This is a genomic window from Nisaea sp., from assembly GCF_034670185.1.
GTDB lineage: Bacteria > Pseudomonadota > Alphaproteobacteria > Thalassobaculales > Thalassobaculaceae > Nisaea.
This window is the reverse complement of the sequence record NZ_JAXMNY010000002.1, coordinates 632,915-652,997: the sequence shown is the minus strand read 5'-3', so window position 1 is coordinate 652,997 and position 20,083 is coordinate 632,915. Positions and strand designations below refer to the sequence as shown.

Annotated in this window: 21 protein-coding genes; 10 read left to right on the top strand and 11 right to left on the bottom strand. The window is 63.4% G+C overall.

What is annotated here, in order from left to right:
* Window positions 1-21: 21 nt before the first annotated feature.
* The 8 genes from VOI22_RS12715 (at window position 22) to VOI22_RS12680 (ending at window position 7,349) form a co-directional block, all read left to right on the top strand.
* Window positions 22-1,701 carry a stimulus-sensing domain-containing protein gene (locus tag VOI22_RS12715; RefSeq protein WP_323796839.1) on the top strand — a complete coding sequence of 560 codons (1,680 nt, stop codon included), beginning with the start codon at window positions 22-24 and terminating at the stop codon, window positions 1,699-1,701.
* Window positions 1,702-1,727: 26 nt separating this feature from the next.
* Window positions 1,728-2,147: an HPr kinase/phosphorylase gene (locus VOI22_RS12710; protein ID WP_028467601.1), complete on the top strand. Its 420-nt coding sequence runs from the start codon at window positions 1,728-1,730 to the stop codon at window positions 2,145-2,147.
* A 38-nt stretch (window positions 2,148-2,185) separates the two neighbouring features.
* A complete protein-coding gene (gene rapZ, locus VOI22_RS12705; protein WP_323796838.1) occupies window positions 2,186-3,085 on the top strand; it encodes an RNase adapter RapZ in 900 nt (299 codons plus the stop codon).
* Window positions 3,086-3,151: 66 nt separating this feature from the next.
* Complete coding sequence (locus VOI22_RS12700) at window positions 3,152-3,577, top strand: PTS sugar transporter subunit IIA (RefSeq protein WP_028467603.1); 426 nt, start codon at window positions 3,152-3,154, stop codon at window positions 3,575-3,577.
* A 4-nt stretch (window positions 3,578-3,581) separates the two neighbouring features.
* Window positions 3,582-3,875 (top strand): HPr family phosphocarrier protein, encoded by a 294-nt coding sequence (locus VOI22_RS12695; RefSeq protein ID WP_323796837.1) that lies wholly within the window; start codon window positions 3,582-3,584, stop codon window positions 3,873-3,875.
* Window positions 3,876-3,888: 13 nt separating this feature from the next.
* Window positions 3,889-5,661: a phosphoenolpyruvate--protein phosphotransferase gene (gene ptsP, locus VOI22_RS12690; protein ID WP_323796836.1), complete on the top strand. Its 1,773-nt coding sequence runs from the start codon at window positions 3,889-3,891 to the stop codon at window positions 5,659-5,661.
* A gap of 39 nt (window positions 5,662-5,700) precedes the next feature.
* Window positions 5,701-6,882, top strand: a complete 1,182-nt coding sequence (locus VOI22_RS12685) for an aminotransferase (RefSeq protein WP_323796835.1) — start codon at window positions 5,701-5,703, stop codon at window positions 6,880-6,882.
* Complete coding sequence (locus tag VOI22_RS12680) at window positions 6,879-7,349, top strand: GNAT family N-acetyltransferase (RefSeq protein WP_323796834.1); 471 nt, start codon at window positions 6,879-6,881, stop codon at window positions 7,347-7,349. Before VOI22_RS12685 ends, VOI22_RS12680 begins: the two co-directional genes overlap by 4 nt.
* Before the next feature lie 6 nt (window positions 7,350-7,355).
* Here the strand turns inward: VOI22_RS12680 and VOI22_RS12675 are convergent, their stop codons facing one another.
* Window positions 7,356-8,537 carry a pyridoxal phosphate-dependent aminotransferase gene (locus VOI22_RS12675; RefSeq protein ID WP_323796833.1) on the bottom strand — a complete coding sequence of 394 codons (1,182 nt, stop codon included), beginning with the start codon at window positions 8,535-8,537 and terminating at the stop codon, window positions 7,356-7,358.
* 174 nt (window positions 8,538-8,711) lie between these two features.
* Here VOI22_RS12675 and ahcY point away from each other — a divergent pair, with 174 nt between their 5' ends.
* Both ahcY and VOI22_RS12665 read left to right on the top strand, forming a co-directional pair.
* A complete protein-coding gene (gene ahcY / locus VOI22_RS12670) occupies window positions 8,712-10,013 on the top strand; it encodes an adenosylhomocysteinase (protein ID WP_323796832.1) in 1,302 nt (433 codons plus the stop codon).
* A 90-nt stretch (window positions 10,014-10,103) separates the two neighbouring features.
* Entirely contained in the window at window positions 10,104-10,907 is an 804-nt protein-coding gene (locus tag VOI22_RS12665) for a DUF3108 domain-containing protein (RefSeq protein WP_323796831.1), read from the top strand.
* A gap of 30 nt (window positions 10,908-10,937) precedes the next feature.
* Here VOI22_RS12665 and VOI22_RS12660 read toward each other — a convergent pair whose 3' ends face one another.
* The 10 genes from VOI22_RS12660 to VOI22_RS12615 all read right to left on the bottom strand — a co-directional run bounded on the left by VOI22_RS12660 (window position 10,938) and on the right by VOI22_RS12615 (window position 20,040).
* Window positions 10,938-11,174 carry a hypothetical protein gene (locus VOI22_RS12660; RefSeq protein WP_323796830.1) on the bottom strand — a complete coding sequence of 79 codons (237 nt, stop codon included), beginning with the start codon at window positions 11,172-11,174 and terminating at the stop codon, window positions 10,938-10,940.
* A gap of 20 nt (window positions 11,175-11,194) precedes the next feature.
* On the bottom strand, window positions 11,195-11,371 hold the full coding sequence (locus VOI22_RS12655; protein WP_323796829.1) for a hypothetical protein: 177 nt from the start codon (window positions 11,369-11,371) through the stop codon (window positions 11,195-11,197).
* Window positions 11,371-11,619 carry a hypothetical protein gene (locus VOI22_RS12650; protein WP_323796828.1) on the bottom strand — a complete coding sequence of 83 codons (249 nt, stop codon included), beginning with the start codon at window positions 11,617-11,619 and terminating at the stop codon, window positions 11,371-11,373. Before VOI22_RS12650 ends, VOI22_RS12655 begins: the two co-directional genes overlap by 1 nt.
* Window positions 11,620-11,668: 49 nt before the next feature.
* Window positions 11,669-12,703: a hypothetical protein gene (locus VOI22_RS12645; RefSeq protein WP_323796827.1), complete on the bottom strand. Its 1,035-nt coding sequence runs from the start codon at window positions 12,701-12,703 to the stop codon at window positions 11,669-11,671.
* Entirely contained in the window at window positions 12,703-13,554 is an 852-nt protein-coding gene (locus tag VOI22_RS12640) for a hypothetical protein (RefSeq protein ID WP_323796826.1), read from the bottom strand. The genes VOI22_RS12645 and VOI22_RS12640 overlap by 1 nt, the downstream gene beginning before the upstream one ends.
* A 6-nt stretch (window positions 13,555-13,560) precedes the next feature.
* Window positions 13,561-15,069, bottom strand: coding sequence for a hypothetical protein (locus VOI22_RS12635; RefSeq protein ID WP_323796825.1), 1,509 nt, complete (start codon window positions 15,067-15,069; stop codon window positions 13,561-13,563).
* A 10-nt stretch (window positions 15,070-15,079) separates the two neighbouring features.
* Entirely contained in the window at window positions 15,080-18,061 is a 2,982-nt protein-coding gene (locus tag VOI22_RS12630) for a hypothetical protein (RefSeq protein ID WP_323796824.1), read from the bottom strand.
* 6 nt (window positions 18,062-18,067) lie between these two features.
* Window positions 18,068-18,286 (bottom strand): hypothetical protein, encoded by a 219-nt coding sequence (locus VOI22_RS12625; protein WP_323796823.1) that lies wholly within the window; start codon window positions 18,284-18,286, stop codon window positions 18,068-18,070.
* A 77-nt stretch (window positions 18,287-18,363) separates the two neighbouring features.
* Window positions 18,364-18,822 (bottom strand): hypothetical protein, encoded by a 459-nt coding sequence (locus tag VOI22_RS12620; RefSeq protein ID WP_323796822.1) that lies wholly within the window; start codon window positions 18,820-18,822, stop codon window positions 18,364-18,366.
* A gap of 48 nt (window positions 18,823-18,870) precedes the next feature.
* Window positions 18,871-20,040 (bottom strand): phage tail tube protein, encoded by a 1,170-nt coding sequence (locus tag VOI22_RS12615; protein WP_323796821.1) that lies wholly within the window; start codon window positions 20,038-20,040, stop codon window positions 18,871-18,873.
* Window positions 20,041-20,083: the final 43 nt, after the last annotated feature.

Sequence of the window (20,083 nt, the reverse complement as noted above, 5' to 3'; positions counted from 1 at the left end):
GGACGACGCAGCCCGGAAGGTATGACTGACAGTACCAAGAAGGCGGAGGCCGCGGACCGTTCCGTCATGGATCGGTCGACGGGAGAGAGCCCGCGCCGCAGATCCAGAATCTCCGGGCTGACACTGCGCATCCTCGCGATCAATTTGTTCGCGGTGGCGATTCCGCTCTTTGGCCTCCTTTATATGGATCGATACCAGGACAGCCTGATCGAGGCCGAACTGGAGGCCCTGACGCGCCAGGGCAGCATTTTCGCCAAGGGTGTCGCCGCGCTTGCCGTCGAGCCTGAATTTTCCGAAGCAACGCAATTGTCCAAGGAACTGGTGCGCCGCATGGTGCGGCATGCCTCAGACCAGTTCGGCACCCGCCTGCGTCTGTTTGCGCCGGACGGCCATCTGATGGCCGACAGCAACAGTTTCGGGCGCTCGGGCGGTGTGGTGCAGATCCGGCCGCTGGCGCCGCCCCGAGAACCCGGTTTCGACCCGGGCCGCTGGGCCGACACGGCCTATGATCTGCTGGTGAACTGGCTGCCCAGGCGCGGCGATTTTCCGCGCTACAAGGAGACAACGGCCCAGCGGGCGGGAGATTATCCGGAAGCGATCGATGCTCTGCGGGGACGCGCGGCGCAGGCCGTCCGGACCGCTCCCGATGGCAGTCTGATTCTGACCTCTGCCGTGCCGGTTCGCCGCTACAAGCAGGTGCTCGGCGCCTTGATGCTGAGTGTGGACGGACACGAGGTCGACAAGGCCATGCGGGACGTGCGGTTCGAAATTCTGAGCGTGTTCGCTTTCGTCTTCGCCATCACCATTCTGTTGTCGCTCTATCTCGCGGGGACCATCACCCGGCCGGTACAGCGGCTTGCCGCCGCGGCCGAGCGCATTCGCCAAGACCGTACCAGAGAGACCGAGATCCCCGCGTTCGAGGGGCGAGACGACGAGATCGGTGATCTGGCCCGGGCAATGCGGGAAATGACAGAGGCGCTCTGGCAACGGATGGATGCCATCGACCGGTTTGCCGCCGATGTCGCGCACGAGATCAAGAACCCGCTGACCTCCGTACGCAGTGCTGTCGAGACGGCGGCGCGTGTGCAGGATCCGGAAAAACAGAAGAAGCTGATGGGGATCATTCTCGACGATGTGCAGCGCCTCGACCGGCTGATCAGCGATATCTCCGAAGCGTCCAGACTCGATGCGGAGCTGTCCCGCTCCGGCGCGGAGACCGTCGATCTGGCGGCGATCCTGGCGATCCTATCCGAAGTCTATGACGCTGCGGACAATAGCCAGGGAGTGCGGGTCGAGACGGCCGTGAACGGCTCGACGGACCTTCGCGTCCGGGGCAGCGAAAGCCGTCTGGTGCAGGTGATCCGCAATCTGGTCGCCAATGCGATTACCTTTTCGCCGGAAGGTGGATCGGTACGTCTGACGGCGGGGGCGGACCCGGTGGATGGCCGCGAGGTGATCATCACGGTCGAGGATGACGGGCCGGGAATTCCCGAGAACAAGCTCGACGCTATCTTCGACCGGTTCTATTCGGAGCGACCGACGGGCGAGAAGTTCGGCACCCATTCGGGTCTCGGGCTCAGCATATCCCGGCAGATTGTCGATGCGTCCTCCGGGCGTCTCTGGGCAGAGAATCGCACGGGCGTTGATGGCTCTGTTATTGGCGCGCGGTTCGTCATACGGTTGCCCCGCGTGGTGAACTGAGGCGGGACGATCCGCGGCGGGGTTCAATGGAACTGGTATATGGCACGACGGTCGCAATCGACGGCCGCGCGGTACTGCTGCGCGGTCCGAGCGGTAGCGGAAAGTCCGATCTGGCGCTGCGTCTGATCGAGGGCGGGGCCATGCTGGTGTCAGACGATCAAACCCGGCTGATCCGGGAATCGGACCGGCTGGTGGCCAGCGCACCGGATGCGATTGCCGGACAGCTGGAGGTCCGCGGTGTGGGTATCGTGCCCGTGGCAAATACGCGGCGGGCGCCACTCGATCTCGTCATCGACCTGGTGCCGCCCGAGCAGGTTGAGCGCTTCCCGGAGGCCGGGGCCTGTACCTATCTAGAGCTCACGGTTCCTCTGCTCTCGCTTGCTCCGTTCGAGGCATCCGCCCCGGCAAAAGTCCGCCTTGCACTCACTCATTATCCGGCGAAATAATGACGCTATCGGAAATGCGCGTTGAGGGGGAGATAGACGTGCAGGCATCCGCTGATGCAACGGGACAACCGCTGAGGATTGTGCTGGTGACGGGCCTTTCGGGTGCCGGCCGGACGACGAGCCTGAAAGCGTTGGAAGATGCCGAGTTCGAGGCGGTCGACAATTTGCCCTTGTCGCTGCTGCCGGCATTGCTGGCGCCGCGCGCCGAGCCGGATGGCGATCACCGGATTGCCGTCGGCATCGATACACGAACCCGCGATTTCACACCGCAACGTTTGACCGCTGAGATCGGCGCCTTGCGGCAGCGCAGAGACATCACGCTGACCGTGGTCTTCCTCGACTGCGATACGGACGTGTTGATCCGCCGATTCACCGAAACCCGCCGCCGCCATCCGCTGGCCGTCGACAGGCCGGTGGCGGACGGTATTCGTACCGAGCTTGAGATGTTGGCGCCACTGCGCGAACAGGCCGATGTGACCATCGATACCTCCCGTCTCTCCACCGCCGATTTCAAGCGGGTCTTTGCCGAGCAGCTTGGTATCGCAGGCGAGGGTGGACTTACGATCACGGTCACTTCTTTCAGCTTTCGGCGCGGCGTGCCGCGCGAGGCGGACATGGTGTTCGATGTGCGTTTCCTCCGGAATCCGCATTACGACGAGGGCCTGCGGCCGCTCGACGGCCGGAACCGAGAGGTCGCGGATTACATCGCCGAAGATCCTGATTTTCCGGCCTTCTATGAGCGTCTTGAAGGGTTTCTGAAGCCGCTGATGCCGCGCTTTCAGGCCGAGGGGAAAAGTTATCTTACCATCGCGGTGGGATGCACCGGCGGCCGGCACCGATCCGTATTCGTGGCGGAAAAGCTGGCGAGAGAGTTGAAGGCGGACGGTCTAGCTGTCACTTTGTTGCACCGCGATGTCGATCGCGCCGGGCAGGAATGATCTGCCGGTTAAAGTGTCGGCGGGACGGAACAGTGCATAGAACACTGAAGGCAAGGGGCTAACCAGATGGACGCGGAGGCGACCGAATTGCCGATTGGCATCGTATTGGTAACGCACGGAAAACTCGCGGATGAGTTCCGTTCAGCGGTGGAACATGTTGTTGGACCACAAGAGCATCTGGCGACGGTCTGTATCGGTCCCGAGGACGATATGGAACAGCGCCGGGCCGAGATTTTGGAAAGTGTCGGGGCGGTGGATCAGGGCAGGGGGGTCATCGTGCTGACCGACATGTTCGGCGGTACGCCGTCGAACCTGGCCATCTCGATCATGGAAAAGGCGCATGTGGAAGTGCTCGCGGGCGCTAATCTGCCGATGCTGATCAAGCTGGCGAGCGTTCGGAACAGCATGGATCTTGCGGCGGCGGCGAACGAGGCGCAGGAGGCGGGACGGAAATATATCCGTATCGCATCCCAGGTTCTTGCTGGTGAATGACGTAATGGGAAACCGGCCGGCGGCTTCGTCCGCAGTGGAACGGGATTTGACCATCGTGAACCAGCGCGGCCTGCATGCGCGGGCGGCGGCGAAATTCGTAAAGCTGGCGGATACCTTTGCGGCGGAAATTTCCGTGACCAAGGGCGATATGACCGTCTCGGGGCGTTCGATAATGGGGCTGATGATGCTGGCTGCCGCGCCGGGCTGTTCCATCCATGTCGCTGCCGAGGGGGCGGACGCAAAAGACGCGCTCGACGCCATCGCCAAACTTGTGGACGACAAATTCGACGAAGATTGAGGATCTGACCGCCATGATAAAACGGGTATCCGAAAAAGGCGGGGAACGGATCATTGACGGGGTCGGCGTTTCCGCCGGGATCGCCATTGGCGTTGCCCATGTCGTCGAGACCGGACTCGGTCAGCTGCCGGAATACGAACTGGAAGACGCGCATGTCGAGGCCGAAGCCGAGCGGTTTCGCGCTGCTCTGGTCAAGGCGCAAAAGCAGGTCGGCAAGCTGCGGCAAAAAACGGCGAACATGCCGGAATCGGTCGCGGAGGAATTAGCCCCGCTGCTCGACGCGCATGCCGCAATGCTCGGCTCCGGCCGGGTGGGGGCGGGCACCGAGGCGCTGATCCGCAAACGCAAGATCAACGCGGAAGCCGCCGTTCAGTCGGTCGTGCATGAAATCAGCGAAGCCTTTGCGGCAATGAAGGACCCCTATCTCGCAGCCCGGATTACGGATGTGCGGGATGTGGCGGGACGGATTTTGCGCAACCTCGCAGACAAGCCTTATCAGGCCTTCTCCGTCCTGCCGAAAGACGCGGTGATTATCGCGGACGAGCTCAGTCCCGCGGACACCGCGCTGCTGGACCCGAAAAGAGTGGCGGCTTTGGTGACGACGGCGGGCGGCCCGGAGGGTCATTCGGCGATCATGGCCCGGTCGATGGGGCTGCCGGCGGTTCTCGGTGTGCAGGGATTGCTCGGGAAGGTCAGGTCCGGCGAACGGGTGCTGGTTGATGGCGAGCGTGGCCGGGTCGTCGTCGCGCCGAGTGATGCGACCCTGGCGGAGTTCGAGCGGAAAGCGGAGGCCCGCAAGCGGCTGGAGCGTCAGCTCGACCGGTTGCGCTCTCTGCCGGCGGAAAGCCGTGACGGAGAGCGCATTTCCCTGCTGGCGAACCTTGAGCTGCCGCGGGACGTCGAGGGGGCGATGAGGTCGGGGGCGGAGGGCGTTGGACTGTTGCGCACCGAGTTCCTGTTCATGAACCGGGACACTCTGCCGAGCGAGGACGAGCAATATGCCGTGTTGCGCGGCATTGTCGAAGGTATGGGCGGGCTTCCGGTAACGATCCGCACGCTTGATGTCGGTGGCGACAAGATTTCCTCTGCGCTCGGCGGCAAGATCGGTATTTCGCCCAACCCCGCGCTCGGTCTGCGCGGGGTCCGGCTGTCCCTTGCGGAGCCGAAACTGTTCGAAACCCAGCTTGCCGCGATCCTGCGGGCAGGCGCGCACGGCCCGGTCCGTCTACTGCTGCCGCTGATCTCCTCGGCTGAGCAGATCCGTCAATCCAGGCGGATTCTGACACGCGTGGTCAAACGCTTGAAGCGTAAGGGCGTCCGTATCGCCGATCCGGTACCGCCGCTGGGTGCGATGATCGAGGTGCCGTGCGCTGCCCTGATGGCCGACAGTCTGGCGCGGGAGGTCGATTATTTCGCCATCGGGACGAACGACCTGACCAGCTATGCGCTTGCCATCGATCGCAGCGATGATGCGGTGGCGGGGCTCTACAACCCCTTGCATCCGGCAGTGTTGCGGCTGATCCAGTTCACCGTCGATGCCGGGCACCGTGCCGGTATTCCGGTCAGTATCTGCGGCGAGATCGCGGGCGATCCGCGCTACACACCGCTGCTGACAGGGCTTGGTGTTCGGGAGCTGTCGATGTCCTCGCACAGCATTCCGCGCGTGAAGCAGCGAGTGCGCGCGCTCGATACCGGCGCGGCGACGCGACGGGCGCTGGCGATCATGGATCAGGGCGACGAGGGCCGGATTTCGGCGCTGCTGGACGATTTCAACGACAGTCTCTAGTCTGCGCCAATTCCCTTCCCGCTCCTTCCGGTGAGCCCCATGAGTTTTGCCTTGAATGCCGATGTGCTCAGCGCAATCGAACCGCCGATTGCCGAGTCCCAGACCTGGATTGCCGGCCGGACCTTTCCGGCGGAAAAGCCATTGCTGGACCTGTCGCAGGCCGTGCCGAGCTATCCGCCCGCGAAAGAGCTGACGGATCATGTGGCCGCCCGCGCGGCTGATTTCAAGACTGCTCAATACTCCATGATCCGCGGCGTGGTGGAGCTTCGTCAGGAACTGGCGGACCACGTCGCGACCCGCTATGGCGGAGTGATCGGGCCGGATAACGTGCTGATCTCGGCCGGCTGCAACCAGGCTTTCTGCATGGCTATCCTGGCCATCGCCCGTGCCGGCGACGCCGTGATGCTGCCGGTGCCCTATTACTTCAATCACCAGATGTGGCTGGAAATGCAGGGGATCGATCCGATCCATTTGCCGTTCCGTTTCGACCGGGCCGGGGTGCCGGATCCGGAAGAGGCCCGCAAGCTGCTGACAGACAAGACCAAGGCCATCGTTCTGGTCTCGCCAAATAATCCGACCGGCGCCGTTTACCCGCCTGAGGTGATTGCACAGTTCCGCGATCTCGCGGCGGAAAAGGGCATCGCGCTGATCCTGGACGAGACCTACCGGGATTTTCTGGAAGACGAGAACGGCCCGCCGCATGACTTGTTCAAGGACGAGAAATGGGGCGAGACGCTGATCCAGCTCTACAGCTTCTCGAAGACCTTCAGCCTGACAGGCTACCGTGCAGGCTCCGTCATGGCCGGGGCGAAAACCATCGATGCGGTCACCAAGATCATGGACACGATCCAGATCTGCACGCCGCGTATCTCGCAATATGCCGCGCTTTACGGGCTGCGCCATGTCTGGCCGTGGGTGGCTGAGAAGCGGGATATGCTGAAGGGGCGCAAGGAAGCGTTGGAGGCGGCTTTCCGGTCGAACGATCTCGGCTACGAGCTGGTTTCCGCCGGGGCCTATTTCTCCTATGTCCGGCATCCCTTCGAAGACATGAGCGCGAAACAGGTGGCCCGCAAGCTGGCGGACGAGCAGAATATTCTGTGCTTGCCGGGCAGCTTCTTTGGGCCCGGTCAGGAGCGCTTTCTGCGCCTGGCTTTCGCCAACGCCAAAGCCGAGGATATGCCTGAGTTGGCGAAACGTCTGCGGGCGAGCCTTGCCGCATGACCGGAACCCGGCCCTATGATCCGGCGCGGGACGATCTCGCCGAGATCGTCACTCTTGTTCATCGTGCCTTCGCGCAGTACCGGGGAAAGCTGGAGCCGGAAAGCGGTGCGCTGACGGAAACGGTCGATAGTCTGCGCAAACGGCTGGAAAAGAACCGGCTGTTTCTTGCGGAAGATGACGGCAGGATCAGCGGTGCCGTCTTTGCCACGCAAAAAGGCGACGCCGTCTATCTCGACCGGCTGGCCGTCGATCCCGACGTCCGCTGCCGTGGCATCGCCCGCCGCCTGATCGAGACGGTCGAGGCCCATGCGCGCGCCACCGGCGCCGCCCGGATCACCCTCGGCGTCCGCCTCGCCCTGCAGCAGAATATCGACTATTTCCAGCACTGGGGCTTCGTCGAGACGGGCCGCCAGACCCATGCAGGTTTTGACGCGCCGACCTCGATGGATATGGAAAAACGGCTCTAGCTATTATCACCCGTGCTTCTGGATAAACGCAGACAGACGCCGCGCCGCTTCATCCAGCGTCTCGTCCGAGGCGCCGAAGCTGAGCCGCAGGTGCCCGGCCAGCATTTTGCCGAAGCCTTCACCGGGAAGCAGGGCGAGCTTCTGTTCCTCCAGCAGCTTCCAGGCGAAATCTGTGGTGTCCATGCCGGTCTCGCGGATATCCAGCATGAGGAACATGCCGGCATCCGGCTTCCGGACCTTCACCTTCGGCACCGCAGCCAGCGCCTCGCAGACCCGGTCGCGGCGGCGCCGGTAGAGGTCGCGAATCCTGTCCACTGTGTCGACGGCTTGGTCCAGCGCGGTCATGGCCGCTTCCTGGATAAAGGGCGGTGAGCCGAACAGCATGGAACCCATGACCTGTTCGACCGCGTTGATACTGTCCGGATCGGCGACGATCCAGCCCAGCCGCCAGCCGGTCATCGCATGGCCTTTGGAGAAGCTGTAGACGGAAAGCGTGCGATCCTTCATGCCGTCGATCAGGCGCGGGCAGAAATGCGGCTGCTCGTAGGTCATCGAGCAATAGACCTCATCGGAAATCAGCCAGAGATCGTGTTCGATGCAGATCCGGGCAATCTCCTCCATGGTCTCGCGCGGCCAGACCGCGCCGGTCGGGTTATTCGGCGAATTGATCACCATCGCCTTTGTTTCCGGGCGCAGGGCGGCGCGGATGTCGGCCGGGTCCGGAACAAAGCTGTTCTCGGGGTGCAGCGGAACCTGGCTCAGCGTTGCCCCGCGGGCGATCAGCGCACCTTGATAGGTGACATACATCGGATCGAAGGCGATGACGTGATCGCCCGGATTGAGAGTCACCAGCCCGGAGGTGAAGACACCGCACTGGGCGCCTGGAATGACTGCGACATTCTCCGCTTTGACCTGCTCGCCCATGCGCGCGCTGTGAAAGGCGGCGAGTTTTTCCCGCAATTGCAGGAAGCCGATGCTTGCCGTGTAATGATGCTTGCCGTCCCGCAGCGCTGTGACCGCTGTCTCGACGATCCGGTCGTCCGTGGTGAAGTCGTGGTCGCCGACCGACAGCACGATGACGTCCGTCTCACCGGCCCGGTAGCGCTTGCGGGCCTCGGTATGAATTGCCCAGGCGTCGTCGGCGTCACTTCCGCCCATGGCGGCGATATAGGAAGAATGGTGTGGCATCGGGTCAGTCTTTCGGCAGGCGAAGGGTGGGCCAGATAATGCGCGGCTGATGCCGCTGTCAATCAAGTGCACTTGCCCTTTGCCTGCTTGCCCCTATTTTCCCGGACTGATATAGCCCAGTGCGACCGGGTACCGGCAGTGACGCCGGATAGAAATACTGCAAGGAGCTGCCGCATGGCCGACGCCACTTTCACCGACTACAAAGTTGCCGATATTTCCCTCGCCGAATGGGGCCGTCGCGAAATTGCGATTGCCGAAACCGAAATGCCGGGCCTGATGGCACTGCGCGAGGAAAATGCCGGCAAGAAGCCGCTGGCTGGCGCGCGTATCACCGGTTGCCTGCACATGACCATCCAGACCGCAGTGCTGATCGAGACTCTTGTCGATCTCGGCGCCGATATCCGCTGGAGCTCCTGCAACATCTTCTCGACCCAGGACCAGGCAGCCGCCGCCATTGCGGCAGCCGGCATCCCGGTTTTCGCCTGGAAGGGTGAGACCGAGGAAGAGTACGAGTGGTGCCTGCGCCAGACCATCAAGGGGCCGGGCGGATGGACCCCGAACATGCTGCTGGATGATGGCGGCGATCTGACGATCATGATGCACGAGGACTATCCGGAGCTGATGGACGATGTCCGCGGCGTTTCGGAAGAGACCACGACCGGCGTTCATCGTCTTTATGAGATGGCGAAGGCTGGCACGCTCAAGGTCCCGGCGATCAACGTAAATGACAGCGTGACCAAGTCCAAGTTCGACAACCTCTATGGCTGCCGCGAGAGCCTGACCGACGGCATCCGTCGCGCCACCGACGTCATGCTGTCCGGCAAGGTCGCAGTCGTCGCCGGTTACGGCGATGTCGGCAAAGGTTCCGCAGCCAGCCTGCGCAACGGCGGTGCCCGTGTGCTCGTCACCGAGATCGATCCGATCTGCGCCCTGCAGGCGGCGATGGAAGGCTACGAAGTCGTCACGATGGAAGATGCCGCGCCGCGCGGCGACATCTTCGTCACCGCGACCGGCAACAAGGACATCCTCACGATGGACCACATGCGGGCCATGAAGGACCGCGCCATCGTCTGCAATATCGGCCATTTCGACAATGAGATTCAGGTCGAGCCGCTGCGGAACCTGACCTGGCACAATGTGAAGCCGCAGGTCGATGAGGTCGAATTCCCGGACGGCAAGCGGATCATCCTGCTGGCCGAAGGCCGCCTGGTGAATCTGGGTTGCGCCACCGGTCACCCGAGCTTCGTGATGAGCGCCTCCTTCACCAACCAGACGCTGGCCCAGATGGAACTCTGGAACAATGCCGGCGAATACGAAAAGCAGGTCTATGTCCTGCCGAAGCATCTGGACGAGAAGGTCGCCGCTCTGCACCTGAAGAAGGTCGGCGCCATGCTTTCCCAGCTCTCCAAGGAGCAGGCCTCCTATATCGGCGTCACGCAGGAAGGTCCGTTCAAGTCCGAGACCTACCGCTACTAAAAAATATAACGGGTGCGGCGGCGGCGCTTGATCTGCCGCCGCGCTCTTCTATTTTAAAGCCATACGCAAACACGCACATGAGGGCGGGGCATGCGGTGGCTTTTTTTAGGACTGATCGGCGGCATTCTGCTGGCCCCCAGAGCTGATGCGCGGGAGCTTGATCTCTCCTATACGATCTATTTTGGCGGCTTCTCCGTCGCCGCGTTCGACTCGAAAATCGCAGTCGACCGCTCGGCCTACAGGGTCACGACCAACGCCCGCTCTCTTGGCATCCTCGATTTTTTCTTCCCGATTGATGTAAGCAGCGAAGGCATCGGCCAGTTGACTGGCGTCGGCATCAAACCCGAAACGTATCGCAGCAACGGAACTTTCAACGGCCAGCCTCGCCGGATCACGCTCACGAGCCGGGATGGCTTCGCGCCGTCTGTTGTCATGCATCCGCCGCGTGACCCGGAAAAACGGGACGCGGTACCGGAAGATCTTCAGTTGGGGACAATTGATCCATACGCGGCGGTTGTGTCGCTCGCACTGACGAGCAAAGCCAACCCCTGCGAGGAAGAACTGCGGGTTTTCAACGGCCGCACCCGAACGGATTTCCGCCTGTCCCACGCTGGCTCCGATATTCTGGAGAAGACGGATTACAGCGCGTTCAGCGGACCGGCGGAGCTTTGCCGGGTGGCGTACGAGACCCTTGCGGGCGGCTACAAGAAACCCTGGTTCGGCGAGGACAAGACAGATGCCGAGACCAGACTCTGGGTGGCGCGGCTGACGGAAGGCGGGTCCTGGATACCGGTGCGCCTGGAATCGGAAGGGCCTTTCGGTATGATCGTCGGGCATATCACCGGAGCGTCGGAGCGCCTCGATCTGGCCGAGCGGGTCTTGCTGAAACCCTAGCAAGACCTCACACGGTATGAGCCTGCCCGCCTACTTCAGGAGCAGGGAGTGCCGGATACCAAGCCAGATGGTGGCGAGCCCGGCGCTGATGATACTGGTCAGCACCATCAGCCGGACACCGACGCCGATTTTCTCCGATAGATTTCGCTGATGGCGCAGGTAGGCAAAATCGTGCTGAGCCTGGATCACCCGCTCCGGGGACGTTACGTCGAGGCCGAGTTCAGTCAGCGTCGCCCGCACCAAGCGGCGGGCATCGTCCTGGTCCATGGGGCACTCCCTTTACCGACCTAGCGGTCTCTCGTAAGCATGGCGATCAGGCTGGCGAGGGCGATGCCGAGGGCTCCGATCGCCTCGCCGATCTCCGGCTCCAGAGACACTCCGGTGGCCGTGAGAAATCCTGTCAGGCCGATCCAGGTGCTTCGTTCACCCAGACGGTCGAGTAGCCAGGTTGTGTTGAAGTTCATCACTTTGTCTCCTGAGGATTGGTTTCGGGTGGGGTGGTACAGTTATCCAGCGCGGGATCGATCTCCCCGGCATCCCGCAACCGTGCCCGGACTGCGGGGGACAGGGCGCAATATCCGTCGCGCACGGCGCTGATGGCGGCGAGCGCATTGGTCCTGCGGATTTCGATCTCCGCGGCGGCATTGGGATCGGCACATGCCGGTAATGCCGCCAGCAGGCTCAAGACAACCAGCAAAGGTCTCTTATGCATGGGCAACTCCTCATCTTGTGGGAAAATCGAATAGGCGACGCTTAGGGAATTACGGACTCTCTTCCGCCTCCCAGAGCCGGAGCTGGTTGCCCCAGGCCTCGGCGGTGACACGGGTCACAACGCCCGGCGCCTGACCTGCATAGTTCGGGATTCCGCCGATGCGTTTGACTCCACCTGCGCTGCCGCCGAGGGTCCATGACGGCGCGAAGCCTCCGGCGCCGCCTTGGGTGATGAGGAACCGTCGCGTATATTCGAAGCCGAGGCCGAGTGCCGCGAAATCGAAGGCGACATTTCCGGTCAGGGTCACGGCAAGGGCATTCCAGCGAGCCGCATCGATGTACACAGTTCCGGCGCCGATTTCTCCAAGGTCTTCGATACTCATCCGGGTGCCGCGCAGGTTTCCGTCAGCCAGCGCGTAGCCCTGAAGGTTAAGACCCATTGTCTTGATCTCGCCGGTTGCCCGGTTGATTTCAAGCGGCCGGCCGGTCCAGGCGCCGGAGTTATCGAATGTGTGCAGGAAGATCAGGCTGCCGCCAGCGGTGTCCGTCAGGGGAGCGTCGTCGAGACCAAAATCCAGATGCGGCAGATCATCCCGCATCATCCGGAGATTGAGGTATTGGCCGGGCGGCGCGTTCAGGGCCGGGGAATGGCCGTCGATTTTCAGGGCTCCCGTTATTGTCCCGCCGGCGCGTTCGAGGAAAGCGGTGAAAAGCGGATAGGTCAGCACCCAGTCGTCCCGTTCGGTGGCGCCCTGCGCAAAGCTGGCCTCTATGGTCAGGGCCGTGCCAACAAGCGTTGAGACCGTGCCGACCATGAAATGCGTCGCGTCGCCCGCACTGGTTATGCGCAATACCTGCCCGGCCTTCCAGCCCGGCGGCGGCGTGGAGAGAAGGGTGAAGGCGACAGGGCCGGTCGCCGGAGTGAGCGGGGAGGCGGAAAGCCCGGCCGAGCCTTTCAGGGCGGCGGTTTCCTCGGCCACCGCGCGGACGATGGCAGGGAAGCCGGTCTCTTCTTCGGCGTAGGCGTTGCCGTCCAGATTGGCGTCGGTGAAAGTGCGGTCGCCGATGGTCACGGACCAGGTCATCAGTACAGCTCCTCTATGACGAATTCCTTGGAATAGCGCGCGTTGAAATCGTTCACGATCGGGGTGGTCTCAGCGATCCGGCCATAGACCGTGCGCCGGTGCAGGTGTGCGGTATCGTCCGGATCGACCATCGCCAGGATGTCCCCGCCGGTACCCTTCAGCCGCTCCAGCTCGTAGGCATTGGCCAGCATCTCATCGATATCGAGATGCTCGATCCGAAAGCGCAGGCGGCGGTATTTCGGTTTACCGTCGAAATAGGCCTGACCGCCCCGCGACTTCACGATCCGGCTTTCATCCACCTGCTCGATGCTCCAGCCGTATTGCAGGTTCACGCTGGGCGTCCATGCCGGTGCCAGCAGGGCGCGTCCCGCCTGCAGATAACCGGCGGGATTCTCCGGGTCCTCGAGATCCACGCGGACATAGCGTACGCGCCGCGCCGCCGGCAGGATGGCGTAGGATCCGATGCCGTAGGTCTCCGCCGTCTCGGTATCGAGATGGCCGCCCCACTGGAACTCGCCCCAGTGCCCGGTGCCGAACGGAACCACACGGGGCCAGATCGGCACGGCGCCGGTGTCGAGTTCCGGCTGCTCCAGCGAGGTATTGAACAGCCGTACCCGCCAGGTGCCGCGCTGGCTCAGATTGTGGTTCAGAATACCGGCGAAACTGACGGGACGCTGGGCGCCGAAATCCACCTCGAACCAGGAAGACGCCGGATCGGTGTCGGTGGACCGGGCGACCCGGCTCGGATGGGGATGGGCGAGATTGTCCAGCGGCAGACCGCTGCTCCAGTCCCCGCCGTCGAGGGCCGCATTGTCCAGATAGTTCCGGTAGACGATCAGCATGTTGCTCATCGGGTGCTATCCCCAAAGGGTGAGTTCGGCTTCGTCAAATGCGCTGTCTTCGGACAGACCGGCCAAGACCAGATTGCGTCCCTCGGCGAGCCCGTGGCGCGGATAGGTGATCCGGATGGTGCTGCCGAGGGTGAGGCTGTAGGGCCGGGTTTTTACCCGGACCCTGAAAAGATCCCGCGCAATCCCGAAAAGAGCGAGACGCCGCGCCGCTTCCGTTGCCGCATCCGTCTCTGTTGCCAGCAGCCCATCCTTCTGGGCATCGCCGGCGAGCTTGTGGCGGACTTGAATCGTCGGGTCCGATGCGTCCGCATAGCGATGGGGCGCGGCCAGATCGCTCCGTGCTTCCGCGCCGAGCGCGGCGGCGCTTTCCCCGTCCGAAAGCGGGCGCCAGTAGCGGGCGTAACCGAGTTTCTGGCGCCAGAGGGGCAAGGCGGACGGTTCGCGTTCGAGGCTGACGATGGCGCTGTCGTCGAAACTTTCCGTCGCGATTTCCGCCGGTTCCGTCAACCTGCCGACGGTGAACTGCCCCTGCCGGTCGAAACCGAAATGGGCGCCGATACTGTCCGCAAGACTGTCGAGAGCGGATAGCATGCCGGTTTCCTGTCCGGCGAAGAAACCGGTCGCCATAGGGCCGGCGAGGGTAAGGTCGGCGAAAGCGCTCCAGTCGATGAGCGTGAGCCCGGAGGCCCGCATGGCAATGCGCAGCATCAGGCTGGCCGCGTCTTCCGCATAGGCGCCGCCCGTTGCATCGCCATGAACATGGGCGGTAACCGGACCGTTTGGTGCGCTGCCGAGCCGGAAGGTGCCGGCGGCGAGGTCCACGGCATAGTGCGACGGTGCCGGAGGTTCAGTCCCGGCGATCAAGGCCAGACCGCTGTCGAATACCGCGTCGACCCCGGAGATCTGGCCGTCATGCACCTGATAGGTCAGGGTCGCGGCATCCAACAGCACCGCCGGGACATGGAAGCAGCGCCCGTAACAAAGTGGCTTTGGTCGGCCCTTCAGTCCGGCATCGCCTTCGCTGCCGCCCGTGCCCAGATAGAGGGTCTGTTGCAAGGGGCGCTCGAACAGCACCTGCAGGTCGCGGAGATGCAGGCGGATCCGGTCGTCATCAAACTCGATACGCTCCGCCGTGCCGTCGAACACGGTGCGGTAGTCGGCGAGGCGGAACCGGTCGCCGCCGAGCAGAAGCCTGACCCGGCGGCCATCGAACGCGAAGCTGCGCCAATCATCGAGTGCGCCGTCCGCATTGTTGATGTCGAGCGTGCCGAAGCCGGGCACCGAACGGCCTTCCAACTGCCCGCTGCGATAGAGATGGCGCTCGAAACTGAGAGCGGAGAGCAGCCGGGAGTCGAAATACTGGTTGCCCGGCACCTCGTCCGGCTCCGTGGTGAAGCCATGGTCGCTCAGGTAGAGCGGAACCGTCGTTTCCAGCAATGGATCGTACGGCTCCAGGATCGCCAGATAGCGCCGGATCGAAAAAGGATCGGCGATCAGCTCGTCATAAAGAGACATCTTTGCTCCTTCAGGCGGTTTGGCGGGAGAAGGCCCGGCCGAGCACGCGACTGAGCCGTTCGTTGTCGTCCCGAAGCGCGGCGACCTCGCGGTTGAGGCTCCTCAATTCCTGAACAAGCGCGCGACTGTCCGCCCGTTGCAGGCGCAGGGCGTCCCGCGTCTCGCCGTTGCCGCCGCTATCGTCGTTGGCGGGCAGACTGAGGGTGACGGGAATGGAGCGTCCGTCCGGCAGGGGTACATAGGCTTCCGGCTGGCTGCCTTCACCGAACAGGGCGACGGATACGTCGCTGGTAATGCCGCCATCGTATGGAGCGGTCTGGGCCGGGCCGTTCGCGGTCATGATCCCGCCGGTGGCGAAGCCCATGGCGGTGACCACTGCGTTCACGGCCTGATTGTCCGCCCTGAGCCGGGAGAGCTGGCCTTCGCCGAACCCGCTCGGCAGAGGAAGTCCGGCGGCATCCAGCGCCGTCAGGATGGCGACGGCGCGCTCCGGGTTGTAGCCGAGGTCGTACCCGGCTCCGACCGGGCCGCCACTTTCCGATAGATATTGCCCGCCGCCATCCGCGCGGAATTCCAGGGCGCCGCCCGTGGCGCTTGGCGGGCCAAGGCGGTCACGGATTTCGATCAGGACATCCAGTTGGCGCTCTGCCGCCGTAACCTGGGCTTTTGTGTCATGCAGTGCGGAGGCGAGAACCGCATCGACCTGGTAGAAGATGTCGGTATAGGCCTCGCTGGAAGCATGGACCTCCCGCGCCAGGGTGAGATAGGTGCGGGCGCTGGCCGCGAGATCCTCCCGCGCCTCCAGATCGCCATCGGCGGAGGCGGCGGCGAGCTCTTCGAACCCGGTCCTCGACTGTGCCAACCGGTCCAGAGGCGATTGTGGCGAGAGCGAGCTGTCGAGGGCGAAATCCTGCCGGGCGGCGGAAAGGTTTTCGGCCAGGCGGACGAACTCTCCGACAGAGTTTTCCTGCGCTGAAATCTGCCGGTCGAGACCGGCGGTCGCCGCCTCGATACTATCGGCAAAGGTCTGGACCAGATCTCCGCTTTCGCTGAACGTAAATCCGATCCGATCGAGTTGCGCGGTGAAGTTTGCCTCGATTTTGCCGAGGATCTCCTGGTCCTCGCTATAGCCGAGCTGTTCGGCCTGCTGCAGCAGGCTGTCCCTTTCATCCAGGACCTGTTGCGCGGCCGCTCGTTCGGGGGAGAGCCCGGAATCGAGTTCCCGCAGGAAAAGTGTTCGGACTTCCGAGCTCAGTGCGTCATTGGCAGCATTGATCTCGGCGGCAACATCGATGGTCTCGAGCCCCAGCGCATCGAGTTCCAGATTGAGGGCTTCCAGCGCCGGGACCAAGGCGGTGATCTGGGCGGCCTGCTGTTCGTACAGCAAGGCAAAGCCTTCGAGCGGCGCCGCAGTGCCATTTAGCGAGAGCGTGTCGAGCAGATCACGGGCCATGCCCCGGACAGCGCTGCCTGCCTGGTCAAGGCGGAGATCCGCCGCTGCGTCCGGCTCTTCGTCGCCGCCGAACAGCAGGGCCGCATCTTCCATGAACAACCGGATAGGCTCGAACGCATCGCCCGCAGCGGCCCGACCGACTGCCTCAATTGCGGCACGTTGGGCCTGCAGAGAGCGGGTATAGGCATCGACACTTTTGGTACCATCCCTGAAGAGCGCGACGGTCTCCTCGAAGCTGGCGAGGAAATCGATCCGGCGCAGCGATGTCTCGAGGCTTTCGAACGGTGCCGCAAGCAGTTTTTCGATACCGGCTTCGAAAGTCTTCTGGCTGCGAGAGTCCCCCCCGGGATCGTCCGACAGCCCGGTCAGATTGCCGTCCCGCACTGCTTTGGCGAAGGACAGCTCAATAGCGCGGGCGATCAGCTCCTCTTCATCCTCGATGCCGCTGAGGTCGGCGCCGGTGGCAAAATCGCCGGTGGTTTCCAGACCGCCGACGAAATAGCCGGTCGGCAGGTTGGATTTCCGGCCGCTGGAATAGCCGATTTGCAGGAAGTTGGCGGCGTTGCCTGAAAAGGCGACACCGAGCCGGTCGGTCATGGAGTCCAGCGCTGTCAGTACCCGGTCCTGCAATTGCAGCAGTTCGTCCAGCGGCCCGTCATCAAGCTCAAAGGAACTTTCGGCAGTTGGTGTGCCACCTTCGATGCCGATCACGGCCTTGGCGAAGGGATAGTCCTTGTCCTTGAAAAGCTCGTTCAGGCCCAGGGCTGCAACGGCGGCGATGGCACCGATCGTGCCTGCACTGCCAAGTGAAGCCATGCTGCCAAGCGAGCCTGCACTGCCGGACAGGAGGGAGCCGCCCGCACCCGCGCCTCCCATTCCAGGCAGAAAGCTGGACAGCAGAGAGCCGCCGGCCTCAAACAGGCCGGAAAAACCGCCGCCGCTGCCTCCGAGAGAGCCGAGAATGCTGGAGGCTGCGGATACCAGACTTCCCGCGCCGTCGCCGAGGATACCGTCCCAGTCGATTGCGGAGAGGCTCTGATCGAGGCCGGATGCCATGTTTTGCCAGATGGAGGAGAAGGCCTCGGCACCGTTCTCTGAAATACCGGCAAAGGCCCGGTCGAAATCACCCACGATATCGTCGGAGAGTGTGCCCCATGCCGCATCGCTGCGCCGGGCTGTATCTTCCTGAGCGGAGGCGACGTTCTCTGATGCGGTTAACTGCTCCACCATGGATTCTTTAATCAGATCTTCCAGATGCAACCGGTCTTCGCCGAGGGCGAGAAGGTCCGAGCCATTCGAGGTGAAGGCCGCATCCTGAAGCCGGGGGATCTCAGTGCCGGGCGTCGGCACTGTCGGGCGCAGCCGATCCAGAGTGTCGAGTGCCGCCCCGACCCGGTCGAGTGCGCCGGTGATGCTGCCGGCAAGGCGGTCGAAGGCGGATTCCGCGCGGGACAGGACCGGCGGCATGGTGTCGATGGCCTCCAGCAGGGTGTAGATTCCGGCGGCGGCACCGTCCTCGGGCAGGCGGCGGATCGGCATGGCGGATCAGTCCTTCTTTTTTTGTGGAGGGTCCTGCTCAGCGCGGGTGCGGAGATAGGCCTCGTCCATGGTGCGGAGCAGGGGCACGAACTCGTCCGGGTCCGTGATGCCGAACAGCCCGCAATAGGCGGCGATCTCGGCCAGCGGGATGGCCCCTTCCGCTGTGCCGAACGGGGTGGAGACCAGCGGCCGCCCGCGTGTCAGCAGGGCGAAAGCGTGGGCCACTCGTTCGAGATCGGGAAACAGCTCCGGTTTCTCGCTAAGGGCCGATGGTGATGTGCCGCTTTGCTCGGCGAGAAGGGTCAGGAAGTCCTGCCGCCCTCCCCAGGCGACTTGCCAACGGACGAAGGCGGCGAGTTTTTTTCCGCCTGCTCCTGATCTTGCTGCCGGTAGAGCTCGATATCGGTCGCCATCTCGACGATGAGATCGCGGAAATCACGCAATGCCGGGTCGAGCAGCAGCTCGCGCGCCCGGTCAGGCGAATAAGCCAGCGTCTCGCCGTCCAGCGCGAGGTCCTGCCAGTCGAGCAGCACAGTTTCCGCCAACACCTCGGCGGTGACCCGTTCCGCTGTCGCTTCCTCCAGCGTGCCTGCACGCAGGGCCCGGCGGAAAGGCTTCATCCGGCGCTGCATCGCCTCGCGGTAACGCCGGTTGCCGATCCGGGCGAGCTTGACCCGGGCGCCGCTGTCGTCGCCGTCCAGTGCGACCCAGACGCCTTCATCCTCAGCGGTGCGGTCGGCCTTGAATTTCGAGAGATCCATGAGATGTCCTTCGGGAGTTAGGGGGAATGGGAATGGATGTGTTGGGGATCAGGCGGCGATGCGGTCGATCTGGACGGTCGCGCCGGTGGCCGGATCGCGCACGGCCTGGAACTGGAAGTCGGCCATAACGTCCTGGTCCGGCCCGCCCGCAGCGATGCTGCCCCGGGTCAGCCGGACGCGCGGCAGGGTGAAGACGTAAGCGTTGCCGTCCGCGTCGGTGACCCGGAAAGACAGGCTGGTCGGGGTGCCGTTCAGGTATTTTTCGTACAGCGCACCATCGGCGAAATAGAAGCTGGCCCGGCCCGTCACCTGGCACCGGCCGGTGCCGATATCGACATTGCCGAGACTGCCGACCGCGCCGATCCCGCGCAGTCCGTTGGCAAGCGAGATCGAGAGCGATTGCAGGAAGATGCCGTCGAGTGGCGCGCCGCCCTCCATTACCTGGCCGATATTGTTGACCGCGTTCAGCACCGGGTTCGTCATGGCCGGAACGGCTGAACCGGTGCCGATTGTGGCGCTGCCGATCGAGGCGGAAGCGCCCATGAAGCCGAAGCTGCCGGTCAATACCCGGCCAGTCTGGATCTGCAGATCCATGGTGTCGGCGACCATGCCGGTGAAGGCGATGTACTGGTCGATATCGGTGAAGGCCTTTTCCAGCGTCAGCGCGGTTTCCGAGACGCCGTTGCGGATCATCGAGCCGTCCATGCCGACGGTCAGGCCGGCTGCCGCTTCGTCGCTTGCCGGGGCGGATGCCACGGTGAGGGTGTTCGCGGTCACGGCGCTGACCTGGTAGAGACCGTTATTCTCTCCGCTATTCGCTGCGAAGCCGCCGACCCGGACCCATTGTCCCGCCTTGATCCCGGCCGCGACGAAATCCGTTGAACTGCTGGTGAAGGCGCTGCCGCTGGCATCCGCCGCGATATCGTCCGCGACAGAGATAGCGAGCGGAGCGGACCAGACGGAGAACAAAGCGCTCTCGATCAGCGTGTCGTAGGCGCCGTAAGAGAGTTCCAGATTGACCGCGCCAGAGGCGGAAGCACCGGTCTGGATCAGATCGGGAACCTGACGGTCGGCCCGAACTTCGGACGAGCTGGTGGTGGCGATCGTGTAGCCGAGACTTTCTCCAGTGAAGCGGAGCTTTGTCAGGGCCGAGGCCGGGGTTGTTCCCCAGAGCGATTCCTTTGCATAGGCGAGTTCCGTGCGGCTTGAATCCGCCATGGCGGTCTCCTTGGGCGTGTGGTTTGGGGGGCAGGGTTGAAAC